This is a genomic window from Bradyrhizobium sp. P5_C12 (assembly GCF_054049735.1).
Map to the genome: position 1 here is coordinate 167050 of NZ_JBFULU010000009.1, position 10611 is coordinate 177660.

At 61.7% G+C, this 10611-nt stretch carries 13 protein-coding genes and 1 tRNA gene; 10 read left to right on the top strand and 4 right to left on the bottom strand.

The genetic code is table 11. The features are described from left to right. Positions 1 to 21 precede the first annotated feature (21 nt). Genes yidC through rpmH form a run of 3 tightly spaced genes read right to left on the bottom strand, consistent with a single transcriptional unit; the run spans position 22 to position 2449 of the window. Positions 22 to 1872, bottom strand: a complete 1851-nt coding sequence (yidC, locus tag ACXJMY_RS11570) for a membrane protein insertase YidC (protein WP_456619453.1) — start codon at positions 1870 to 1872, stop codon at positions 22 to 24. Positions 1873 to 1888: 16 nt separating this feature from the next. After that, positions 1889 to 2290 carry a ribonuclease P protein component gene (gene rnpA / locus ACXJMY_RS11575; protein WP_456619454.1) on the bottom strand — a complete coding sequence of 134 codons (402 nt, stop codon included), beginning with the start codon at positions 2288 to 2290 and terminating at the stop codon, positions 1889 to 1891. 24 nt (positions 2291 to 2314) lie between these two features. Beyond that, on the bottom strand, positions 2315 to 2449 hold the full coding sequence (gene rpmH / locus ACXJMY_RS11580; protein WP_008542748.1) for a 50S ribosomal protein L34: 135 nt from the start codon (positions 2447 to 2449) through the stop codon (positions 2315 to 2317). 361 nt (positions 2450 to 2810) lie between these two features. Here rpmH and ACXJMY_RS11585 point away from each other — a divergent pair, with 361 nt between their 5' ends. The 5 genes from ACXJMY_RS11585 to ACXJMY_RS11605 all read left to right on the top strand — a co-directional run bounded on the left by ACXJMY_RS11585 (position 2811) and on the right by ACXJMY_RS11605 (position 6744). Further along, on the top strand, positions 2811 to 4334 hold the full coding sequence (locus tag ACXJMY_RS11585; protein ID WP_456619455.1) for an ATP-binding protein: 1524 nt from the start codon (positions 2811 to 2813) through the stop codon (positions 4332 to 4334). Positions 4335 to 4588: 254 nt separating this feature from the next. Further along, a tRNA-Arg gene (locus ACXJMY_RS11590) sits at positions 4589 to 4665 on the top strand. 436 nt (positions 4666 to 5101) lie between these two features. After that, complete coding sequence (locus ACXJMY_RS11595; protein WP_456619456.1) at positions 5102 to 5887, top strand: hypothetical protein; 786 nt, start codon at positions 5102 to 5104, stop codon at positions 5885 to 5887. Then, positions 5884 to 6228, top strand: coding sequence for an STAS-like domain-containing protein (locus tag ACXJMY_RS11600; RefSeq protein WP_456619457.1), 345 nt, complete (start codon positions 5884 to 5886; stop codon positions 6226 to 6228). The genes ACXJMY_RS11595 and ACXJMY_RS11600 overlap by 4 nt, the downstream gene beginning before the upstream one ends. Positions 6229 to 6258: 30 nt before the next feature. Continuing rightward, entirely contained in the window at positions 6259 to 6744 is a 486-nt protein-coding gene (locus ACXJMY_RS11605) for a hypothetical protein (RefSeq protein ID WP_456619458.1), read from the top strand. 22 nt (positions 6745 to 6766) lie between these two features. On the opposite strand, the gene ACXJMY_RS11610 is transcribed toward ACXJMY_RS11605, so the two are convergent. Continuing rightward, positions 6767 to 7012 (bottom strand): helix-turn-helix domain-containing protein, encoded by a 246-nt coding sequence (locus ACXJMY_RS11610; RefSeq protein WP_456619459.1) that lies wholly within the window; start codon positions 7010 to 7012, stop codon positions 6767 to 6769. Between the two features lie 90 nt (positions 7013 to 7102). Between ACXJMY_RS11610 and ACXJMY_RS11615 the strand changes: the two genes are divergently transcribed. From ACXJMY_RS11615 to ACXJMY_RS11635, 5 genes are all read left to right on the top strand, one after another. After that, positions 7103 to 7456, top strand: a complete 354-nt coding sequence (locus ACXJMY_RS11615) for a hypothetical protein (protein ID WP_456619460.1) — start codon at positions 7103 to 7105, stop codon at positions 7454 to 7456. A 254-nt stretch (positions 7457 to 7710) separates the two neighbouring features. Further along, positions 7711 to 8067: a hypothetical protein gene (locus ACXJMY_RS11620; RefSeq protein WP_456619461.1), complete on the top strand. Its 357-nt coding sequence runs from the start codon at positions 7711 to 7713 to the stop codon at positions 8065 to 8067. Positions 8068 to 8165: 98 nt separating this feature from the next. Next, positions 8166 to 8720 carry a hypothetical protein gene (locus tag ACXJMY_RS11625; protein WP_456619462.1) on the top strand — a complete coding sequence of 185 codons (555 nt, stop codon included), beginning with the start codon at positions 8166 to 8168 and terminating at the stop codon, positions 8718 to 8720. Continuing rightward, positions 8720 to 9184: a hypothetical protein gene (locus ACXJMY_RS11630; RefSeq protein WP_456619463.1), complete on the top strand. Its 465-nt coding sequence runs from the start codon at positions 8720 to 8722 to the stop codon at positions 9182 to 9184. The genes ACXJMY_RS11625 and ACXJMY_RS11630 overlap by 1 nt, the downstream gene beginning before the upstream one ends. A 475-nt stretch (positions 9185 to 9659) precedes the next feature. Then, the coding region (locus ACXJMY_RS11635; RefSeq protein ID WP_456619464.1) for a hypothetical protein at positions 9660 to 10611 on the top strand (952 nt) is incomplete at its 3' end.

The window sequence follows — 10611 nt, forward strand, 5'->3', positions numbered from 1 at the left end:
GACGAGGTTGAGGTATTGCGCCTACGTCGCCTTCTTCGCGAACGTTGCCTTGAGATTGTCGAACAGCTCCACCTTCACGCCGTTGCGGCGCATGATGAAGCTCTGCTGGAGCACCGAGAGCGTGTTGTTCCAGGCCCAGTAGATCACGAGACCCGCCGGGAAGCCCGCCAGCATGAAGGTGAAGATCAGCGGCATCCAGTTGAAGATCAGCTGCTGGGTCGGATCCGGCGGCGTCGGATTCAGCTTCATCTGGAACCACATCGTGATGCCCATGATGATCGGCCAGATGCCGAGCGCGAGATAATGGCCGAACACGGGGATCGTGGTCGGATCGAACGGGATCAGCCCGAACAGGTTGAACAGATTGGTCGGGTCGGGCGCCGAGAGGTCCTTGATCCAGCCGTAGAAGGGCGCGTGCCGCATCTCGATGGTGACGAACAGCACTTTGTAGAGCGAGAAGAACACCGGGATCTGGATCACCACGGGAAGACAGCCGGCGACCGGATTGATCTTCTCCTTGCGGTAGATCTCCATCATCTCCTGCTGCTGCTTCACCTTGTCGTCGGGAAAGCGCTCCTTCAGCGCCTGAAGCTGCGGCTGGATCGACTTCATCTTCGCCATCGAGGCGTAGGACTTGTTCGCCAGAGGGAAGAACAAGAGCTTCACGATCACGGTCACGAGCAGGATCGAGATGCCGAAATTGCCGAAGAAGCGATAGAAGAAGTCCAGGCCCAGGAACATCGGCTTGGTGATGAAGTAGAACCAGCCCCAGTCGATCAGGAGATCGAAATGGTTCAGCCCGAGCTCCTTGTTGTAGCCGCCGAGGCCCGCGAACGGGAACACGCCGACGACGCCGGCTTCCTTGGCGCCGGCGAACAGCCGCGCGTTTGCCGTCGCGGTGCCGCCGATGGCGACGGTGACGGGATCGAGCAGATAGTCGGTCTGGTAGGTATGGACGTTGCCGGTGGGATTCGACGAGAAGCGCGCCTGGAGCTGGGCGTCGGTGTCGGGCAGCAGCGCCGAGGCCCAGTACTTGTCGGTGATGCCGAGCCAGCCATTGGTGACCTTGAAGTTCACCTGCTTGGTTTCGTCGATCTTCTTGTAGGCGTATTCCTGCAGGCCCTGGTCGCCGAGATAGCCGATCAGGCCTTCATGCAGGATATAGTAGCCCGAGACCTGCGGCGTGCCGTGGCGCGAGATCAGCGCGAAGGGATAGAGCGTGACCGGCGCGTTGCCGACATTGGTCACCTCGTCCTTGACGGTGAAGAGATAGTGGTCGTCGACCGAGATGGTGCGGCGGAAGGTGAGGCCTTCGCCATTGTCCCATTTCAGCACCGCCGGCGTCGACGGCGTCAGGCTGCCGCTGCCGTCCTGCTGCCAGAGGGTCTGGGAGTCCGGCAGCTTGGCCGTCACGCCCGTCGCCCGCACCCAGCCGAACTCGGCGTAATAGGGCTCCGCGGTGCCCGAGGGCGAATAGAGGATGATCGGCGGCGACTTCGGATCGACCGTTTCGCGATACTGCACCAGCGCAATGTCGTCGATGCGGCCGCCCTTCAGCGAGATGCTGCCGGCAATCCGCGGCGTGTCGATCTTCACGCGCGGGCTGGCTGCAATCGCGGTGTCGCGGGCAACGACCGGCTGGGCTTGCTGATTCGCGGCCGGAGCGGCTGACGGCTGAGCCGCACCGCCGGCCTGCGGCGCGCKGCCCGGCGTCGCGGAGGCCGTCGGCTGCGGCGTGGTCTTCTGAAGCTCGGCCTGCTGCTGCTGGGCGCGCTGCTTCTCCATCTGCGGCACGTTGTAGAAATACTGCCAGGCGATCAGGACCAGGCCCGACAGAATGACGGCGAGGATGGTGTTGCGATTGTCGGTCATCTCTAATGTCTCGTCATCAATCCGGGTTGCGGCTGGCAGCGGGAGCGGGGCCTGACCCAGAGCGGTCGGTTCTTGCGCCGCGTCCCTTTGGCGCCTGCCGCGTGCGTTTCGTGAACGCCGTGCGGAGGTCGTCGAGCATGATCGCGAAGTCGCGCGTGAGCGCGTCCCTTCGGCCGACCAGTACATAGTCATGATGGGGCTGCATCGATACCGGGTCGAGCCGCTTCACCAATTCGCGAAGCCGGCGCCGGATACGATTGCGCTCGGGGGCGTTGCCGTTCTTTTTGGTAACGGTGAAGCCGATCCGGATCGGACCGCTGTCGTCACGGCCGCGGCTTTGCAGGACGAACGCGGGACTATTCACCCGCGCGCCATTGGCAACGGCGAGGAAATCCGCCCGCTGCCTCAGCCGATCCATGATGAAATCCCAAAAGGGCCAGGCTCAGGCGCTCAGACGCTTGCGGCCGCGGGCGCGGCGGGCGGCGAGAACCTTGCGGCCGCCGGCAGTGGCCAGACGGGCACGGAAGCCGTGACGGCGCTTGCGCACCAGTTTGCTGGGTTGATAAGTCCGCTTCACGGGTTTTTCTCCGCTGACCGGGCAATTTGCCTGTAGAATTGAAGGTAAAGTCCGGAAGATGCGGCCCAAAATGGGCCCTTTTCCGGCCCTAAGAGAGCCGCTCCCGGCATTACGCCGGGTCATCGCGGACAATTCGCGCGGCTTATATGCGAGCGTCCCCTTCTCGTCAACGCCGCAGGACCGCGCAGGCCAAGGGAATATCAGTGAATATCGCTGTTTCGGCGGGGTTTTTTACCCCTGAGGTAGCGACTCGCCGTATCCACGCTTACATCCCACCTTGGGAGATTAGCGATCCGTAATTTGACCGGCCCTAGGTGCGGGTCGCATCCTTCGTCAGCCAAGGCCAGCAGGGGCGAACTTCGTGGTAGCGACAGACCTCCAGCGGACCCAGGATCTGGAGCGAGCTCTGGATCAGCCGGACCAACCGGACCAGCCGGTGACGCGGCCGCGCGGGCCGCGTCGGCTCGGCCTGTCCGGCAAGCTGCTGCTGCTGACCGTTCCCCTGGTGATGATTGCGGCCGTCCTGCTCTACGTGCCTGCGATCGCCAACTTCTGGGTCAACCGGCTCAACGATCGCGTGGCGGCGGCCAACACGGCGGCGCTGGTGCTCGATGCGGCGCCGCTCGGCATGGTTCCCGATTCGCTGTCGCGCCAGATCCTGAAAAGCATCAATGCCCGCGCGGTCGCCATCAAGATGGGCCAGCAGCGCCGCCTGCTCGCCAGCGACAATCTGCCGACCGCCATCGAGCACGACATCGACCTGCGCGACATGACGGCCTGGGAGGCGATCACCGGCTCGTTCCGGATGATGCTGGAGACCGGCAACCAGGCCATCCGGATCGTCGGCCCCGGCGTCGGCAGCGCCCAGTTCATCGAGATCGTGACAGATGAATTGCCGCTGCGGCAGTCGATGTATCGCTTCTCCCGCAACGTCGTGGTGGTGGCGCTGATCATCGCGGCGCTGACCGCGGGCCTGGTCTACCTCGCGCTTCATTATCTCTTCGTGCGGCCGATGCGGCGGCTGACCGCGAGCCTGGTCGGCTTCCACGAAAATCCGGAGAGCTCGGCGCGGATCATCGTGCCGAGCCAGCGCAGCGACGAGATCGGGGTCGCCGAGCGCGAATTGTCGGACATGCAGCGCGATCTGATGTCGATGCTGAATCAGAAGAGCCGGCTTGCCGCCCTCGGCCTCGCCGTCTCCAAGATCAACCACGATCTGCGCAACCTGCTCGCCTCGGCGCAGCTGTTGTCGGACCAGCTCGCCAGCGTGCCCGATCCGCGGGTGCAGCGATTCGCGCCAAAGCTGGTGCGCTCGCTCGAGCGCGCCATCGCGTTCTGCCAGTCGACGCTGTCCTACGGTCGCGCCCAGGAGGCCGCGCCCGACCGCCGCATGCTCCTGATCGAGCCGGTGGTGCTGGAGGTGCGCGAGACCGCAGGCCTCGCCAGCGACGCCTCGATCGCCTGGGTCGCCGCGATCGAGCGTGGGCTCGCGGTCGATGCCGATCCCGACCAGCTCTTCCGCGTGCTGCTCAACCTTGTCCGCAACGCCGCCCAGGCGCTGGAAAGCCATTCGTCGGGCGGCGACGGTGGCGTGCAGCAGATCCGGATCACGGGCAAGCGCGAGGGTGCCGTCGCCATCCTGGAGGTGTCCGACACCGGCCCCGGCGTCCCCCCGAAGACCCGGGAGCACCTGTTCGAGGCGTTCCAGACCTCCGGCCGCCCCGGCGGCAGCGGCCTCGGCCTTGCGATTGCCGCCGAGCTCGTCCGCGCCCATGGCGGCGACATCCATCTGGTCGAAGGCACCATCGGCGCCACCTTCCGCATCGTCATCCCCGACCGCCCCGTGGAACTGCTCTCGATCCGCAACGAGCGGGCAAGGGCGTAGGCCTCATCGCCGTCATTCCGGGGCGGCGCAGCGCGCCGAACCCGGAATCCGGAGGTTTGGCGCGAGATTCCGGGTTCGATGCTCCGCATCGCCCCGGAATGACAACGAAAACCGTCATCTCCCTGCAAAATCTCCCCCTCCCGGACCTTGCCAATTGCGGCAAGAGCGGTTAGTCAGAGCGCTCTTTCGCACCCCCTCCGGCGTCGCCGGGGGCTGCCTGCGGGCCACGCCCGCAATCGCTGTTTGCGAAAAACGCGCCCGTAGCTCAGCTGGATAGAGCATCAGACTACGAATCTGAGGGTCGGACGTTCGAATCGTTCCGGGCGCGCCAGTTTTCTAGGTGTTTCTCGACTTCTTCATTTGCAGGCCTTGAGCCGGGGACGCGCTGGGGACGCAAAAGCTTCTGGGATCAGCGAAGTCGCCTGTGCATGAGGAAACTAAGCCCCCGACATCATCGCTGGCTGATCTATCGATGCCGCGTCGCTCTTCGACCACGTCGGTTGGTGCCCAAAGTCGCCCGCTTGACGACGTCTTCCGGCACCCGTTTCGTCCGCGTTCTCAGCGAGAAACATCTCCCTCCGGTTATGTGTCTTGATCGGAATTACAGCGAAACGATCGATGTAATTCGTGACCTTCAACTCCGTGCTTCCCAACGGGCAACTGGCMGTCTGCTTCGGCCTACCGGCAGGAGAAATGGAAGGATCGGCTGGGTCAAAAACGCCACGGACTTCAGCACTATCAACACCATATCAGCCGGGGCGGCGCTCATGCTCGCTGCCGGCTACGATCGGTTGAGCCGGGTCAGCGGCCTAGTTCCAGCTACAATTGACATCGATCAATGGAATCCGGATGTGCGAGCCACACTGGCCGGGCTTGGCTTCTTCGACCTGCTCGGCCTGGATATCGGTGTTGCCGCCAATTCCAACGGTTTGCTAATCGAGCCTATGGTTAGTGGCAGCGATGCCGACCTGTCGCCCGTCAACGAGGCGATCCTTTCGTTATTCGGCAAAGTCCAAGGCGATGCAGGCCTACGCGTACAGCTTGCCAGCGCCGTGACCGATGCGGTTGAAAACGTGCGGAGCCATGCTTATCCGCCCAAGTACACGGATTTTCGCAATACGGTGCCGCTTTGGTGGTTCGTGGGTGCCGCGGATCACGAAGGCAGGGTTACCCTTGCCATTTATGATCAAGGAATAACCATTCCTCAAGCGTTGCCGTTAAAATGGGAAGTGGGCCTCTTAACTCAGCGGTTCCTCAGTCTGTTTTCGTTAAGCTTTGACCCCTCTGATGCGAGCCACGACGGCCAGGCAATCGATATGGCAATGCAGCTCACAGCTTCGTCAACCGGGCTCCCATATAGAGGGAAGGGTCTTCCCAAAATCCTAGACATCATCAAGCTTTGTCCCGAAGGTAGGCTTCGTGTCGTCAGTCGCTGCGGCGAATGCATCTATGGCGCAGACGGCTCCAAAGTTGTAAAAACCCACGAAGGGCCGTTGCTAGGAACCTACCTTGAGCTTGAAGCTTTAATCTCCAACCGCCCGCAGCAGCCATGAGCGAAATGATCTTATCTATTGCAAATGACTTTTCGCCTTCACCGGCGGGTCGCACGTCTGCGGACGGCCCCTTCAATGCTGAGCGGTTTCGTGACCAGGTTCTTCTGCCTGCCTTGCAGAAGGCTGCGCAAAATCACGACAAAGTTGTCGTGCTGTTAGACGACGCTTACAGCTATTCTTCTTCCTTCTTGGAGGAGGTGTTCGGTGGCATCGTGAGAAAGCATGCACTGGATGCCAAGACGCTCGCCGACACTTTAGAGATTAGAGCGAACAGCCCAATTTACGAGAGCTTCCGCCAAGACGCGGCGAAGTATTTCAACGACGCGATCAAGTCTCTTTAGACATACAAACCTATATGCCGTGGCGCGCCCGTGCCGGAAACCGACTATCTGCTCGAAATCGGCAAGATACTTCTGACAGCCGCCCTCTCAGCGGGACTGAGCGGCGTTTGGGTCAGCCGCTGGAAGGCAAGCACGGATCAAGCCGATAAGCGGATCGATGACCTTTGCAGCGATATCGCAAAACTTGCCGATCTTGGGAGCGAGTACTGGATTACGCCCCAGGCCGATCCGAAGATCCCCGTGTTACAAGCGCGGATCAGTTCAGGGCTTGTGAGGATCGCTTCAATTCGCGTGTCTCTGGCCGGGCTCGTGAAAGGGCTTGCAAACGACCGGCTTGTGCAAGCTGAAGCAAATTTTTCGCGCGCAATGACCGGCGGGGAATTTGGGGTTCACAATCGGACCGTCTCTGCGGAAACCGCAGCCGCCGTCCAGCATGTAGCTAGTGCCCTGATTGTGCAAATCCGCCGAGAGCGCATGGAAGCTCTACAACAGTGGTGGTTTCTGCCGAGAGTGTGAACGATCCTAGCCAACACGGGCGTCAGCGTTTTCTTTTCTTCATCCTCACGCCAGCACCTCCGCCGTTCTCGGGGATGAACTCGACGCCGGCCTTCTCTAGAGCGGCCTTCAGCTTCGCGCTTGTCTCCGCACGCCCGCCCACCTGTTCGCCATCCTCAGACTCAAGTCTAGCGATGGTTGGCTCTGACACGCCTGACGCCTCGGCGAGGTCGCCCTGCGACCAAGCAAGCAATGCTCGGGCGGCCTTCATCTGACGGACTGAAAACATTTCAACTCCATTGATAGAATTTCTATTGATCGCGCCGCTAAGACGTGTTAATAGAATTTCTATCAAATAGATCTGGCGAGAGCAACCCCAATGAGCAAAACCACCTTCCCGGTGAACGGCGGAGCTATGCCCGCACCTTTCCTCACCAATCAGCAGACCGGGCAATTCAACCGCAACTCAGCCATTGTCCGCCGTGAGGCGTCCGTCAACACCAAGCCGCGCTCATCGGCCAACGCGCTCCGCTCCAAGCTCATGACCGAGGCCCACGCCCTCGCGAAGGCTGACTATGCCGACGAACTGTCGTGCCGCGGTCGCGCCCATCACGTTAACCGCCCCTACAGCTATTACCTCGCGCTCCAGATGCGCAGCGGCTTCGCTGAGGCTCGTGTTGTGCGCACTGGCATGGCGCCGGCCTTTGAGCTGCCTGCTCAGCGTTGGGCATAAGGGAGCGCGCACATGCTCGCACCATCCAACCAAAGCACCCTCGTCAAGGTCCCCGCGCGCCACCTTTTGCGCGGTGACTTGACCGGCTCCGGGGAAGTCGTGCTTAGCGTCAGCGTCGGCACGAAGACCCCCCGTGGCATGGTTGACGTTCTCTTGCAGAAGGGTGAGCGCAAGCGCGCGGCCATCTGGAACGCGCGGACAATCATCGGCGTCCGACGCGGTGGCACTCCTCCGGTGAAGTCGCGGAGCCCGAGGTGGAAATTCCCCTTTCGGATCGCCTGCCGACATTTCACGAGCTCGCCAGCTTCGACGCCGGCAAGGCGTGGGACCGGCTCTCACCCGAGCAGCAGCGCGAAATCGGTTTGCTCGCTCTCGGGTTTGGCACGGTCGGCCAATGCGAGGGGTACTCTCACGAAACCATCGAGGCCGTCCGCGAAGGGTTCAGCTCGAGCCATTGGACGGCCCAGGTTCAGGCAACGGCCGTTTGGCCGCGCCTTCAAATCGAACTGGTCGAAAGCGCCGCACGCGCCGCATTTGAAGCGCTCTGCGAACACTTCGACCCCCTTTGGCCCCAGCTCTTTGGCTGGCAAGCCCGAAAGGAGGTGAAGTAACCGACCAGCACACAGCGCAACCGGCTGAGCGAGGGCGGAACCATACCGCTCGGCCGATGCAGCAACTACCTAATCCCTCCAGCATTTTGAGAGACGACATGAGCAACGCGGTATCTTCGGGCGCGGCGATGACGCACGCCCATACGAAAGACTCCACACCGAGCAGGCGCTCGTTTCTGGCAACGGCTGCCGTTGCAGCGGCTGGCAGTACCACACTAGCGAATGCAGCGGGCATCGCGCCATTACGCGAGACTGATCCGGTCTTTCAAGCCATCGAGAGGCATAAGCTGGCGCGGGAGTGCGTGGCAGCCGCAGCGGACGCCCATTGCATCTTGGAGCGTGAAATTGTGGGCTCTGGCGTCAGGCTCCGGGATGCGCGTGCCAACGATGAGCGACTTGAGGCGAGCGAAGCTGCGATGTCGCTGGCCTTCGATGCTGAGACGGCAGCGGCTTGCGAGATTCTCAACAGCTTTCCAACCACCCCAGCGGGAGTGCTCGCGCTGCTCTCCTATGCTGTGGCTGCTGATACCGACGGGCAGGGCTGGCCGTCTGACCTTTGCGGGGGAGACGACGACAAGTGCGGCTCCTGGCAACAGTTCCTGTTGGCCGCGCTGTGCGAAATTCTTCCGGCGATGATGACGGAGCAAGCGTGATGGGCAAAAACCCCCGCGTCGCAAATCTGCGCCAGCAGAATAGAGAGCGGGAGGCGACTCTAGTCGTCCTCCGCGACCTTCGCAGTCAAGCCCGCGCTGAGATCGATCGGCTCCTAGCGTTTCTCGACGCGAGCGACCTAGATCCTGACTTGGAACCATCGCTTGGCTTTTTAGAACGGCACCCCTCCGTCTATGGAGGCGAGAGAGACCGCAGCGGCAACCAAGAGCGCCTTTGCGAAGGCCTGCGGCTCGATGTCGAGGACGAGCACGACGGCGCCGAGCCGGGAGACGATGACGAGCCTTCCCTAGGCGCGCTGGAAGGCCATACCGATCAACGGGCTGCCTGGCATGTGGTGTCAGTCAACGACTACGAGTTGGACCACTCGGAGAGCGGCATCGGCGACCATGACGGGCTGCACGAGCAGGTTGGAACGCAGGACTGGCAGCAAGGGGCGATGGCATGAAACCGGAAAACTGGCATCGCCGCCATGCCGTGATGTTGGCAAGCCAACTTCCGGAAGGGACTGAGGATGCCTTGACCGTCTTGCGGCTGGCAACTCAGCTAGTGACGGGCTTCCTGGCCGAACCAGATGAAGCCCCAAAAGCCGCTCCCGTATTTAGTATCGTTCAGTCACCCAAGTCGGTTGACGCTTAACGCGCGGCGCCGGCCGCCGGTGAGTTAGCCCTGCGACTCACTCGGCGCCTACTCTCTCAATGTGAAATCCGATGGCTCTTCCTGTCGCTGCCTCGCCGCGATTCAGGATTCGGCTCCCCGACGCGCATTCCGCGCTTCCTATCCAACAAATGGAGATGGTCGTGATGAAACAGTGTCGTCGATGTGAGCAAGTCTTGCCGCTGTCACGCTTCCGAACCGGCAAGAGGGCCCCGCGGGTCTGCGAGTCGTGCCTTTCCAAGCTGATCGCGGGGGCAGTGTTCACGATGAACGCGACCGAGGCCGCGTCCTTCATGGCGCGCCTGGAGGCTGGCGAGACGTTACGTACAATCGTCGGTGGTGGCGGAAACACGATTTGCTCCAAGAAGGCATTCGATAAACACTGCAAGCTGTATCCGGAGTGGGGCGCAAAGGCGCTGGGCCTTGCTGCGTGCAACCGCAAGCTTGCAGACAAGAGGAAGGGACGCTCTAACCCCAATCTTCCAGTGCGGCCGACGAACGTTACAGAAGAGGACATCCCGACATTCCCAGAATTAAAAGCGCGGAATTTCAGCATTCGCGACTGCGCCGCTATTGAAACCTGTATAAATTGTCCTCATCCGGCCGACTGTGCCGCGGTAGGCGAATGCCTCGACAAGATTAACGCGCGTGCCGCTATCCCACATCAGGAAGAATATATGAGGCCTGCGCAGGCCACCGCGTGTATGTCAGCCCTCGAAAAGGGGATGAGCAAACGATGGCTGACGGGCTACGTCAGAGGCACAAAGGCCATCGTATCTGCAAACAAATTTGAAAAGCACTGCGTCGGGTATCGAAACTGGGGCACATGGGCGCTGGCGCTGGTCGAGCGCAATCGCAAACTGGCCGATAGGAAGAAAGGCCATCGTGGCGGTCGAGAGTTCTGCGCACACGGGCATTCATACGCCATCCATGGCAAGAGCTACCTGCAGGCGGACGGTCGGTGGCATCGGCAGTGCTTGGCGTGCGTTAGCTTCCGGTCTAGCAACCCGACTCATACACCTAAGCCGGAATTGGTCGAGAAAGTGCGCGCGGCCGTGATTGCCGGCACGCGGGTCAGTGTTTTGGCAGATCGGCATAGCCCGACATTCGTTTGCGATTTTCGCCAGATCAGGGCCATCCGTCGTCTCCATCACGACATAGCTGAGATGATCGACCGCAACTCGCAACAGCCCGAGGCCGCACCCCCACGCCCCCGGG

Excerpts from the sequence above, each read along its gene's own strand:
- rnpA (WP_456619454.1), bottom strand. The coding sequence starts at position 2,290 with ATGGATCGGCTGAGGCAGCGGGCGGATTTCCTCGCCGTTGCCAATGGC.
- ACXJMY_RS11595 (WP_456619456.1), top strand. The coding sequence starts at position 5,102 with ATGCTCGCTGCCGGCTACGATCGGTTGAGCCGGGTCAGCGGCCTAGTT.
- ACXJMY_RS11600 (WP_456619457.1), top strand. The coding sequence starts at position 5,884 with ATGAGCGAAATGATCTTATCTATTGCAAATGACTTTTCGCCTTCACCG.
- ACXJMY_RS11610 (WP_456619459.1), bottom strand. The coding sequence starts at position 7,012 with ATGTTTTCAGTCCGTCAGATGAAGGCCGCCCGAGCATTGCTTGCTTGG.
- ACXJMY_RS11615 (WP_456619460.1), top strand. The coding sequence starts at position 7,103 with ATGAGCAAAACCACCTTCCCGGTGAACGGCGGAGCTATGCCCGCACCT.
- ACXJMY_RS11625 (WP_456619462.1), top strand. The coding sequence starts at position 8,166 with ATGAGCAACGCGGTATCTTCGGGCGCGGCGATGACGCACGCCCATACG.
- ACXJMY_RS11630 (WP_456619463.1), top strand. The coding sequence starts at position 8,720 with ATGGGCAAAAACCCCCGCGTCGCAAATCTGCGCCAGCAGAATAGAGAG.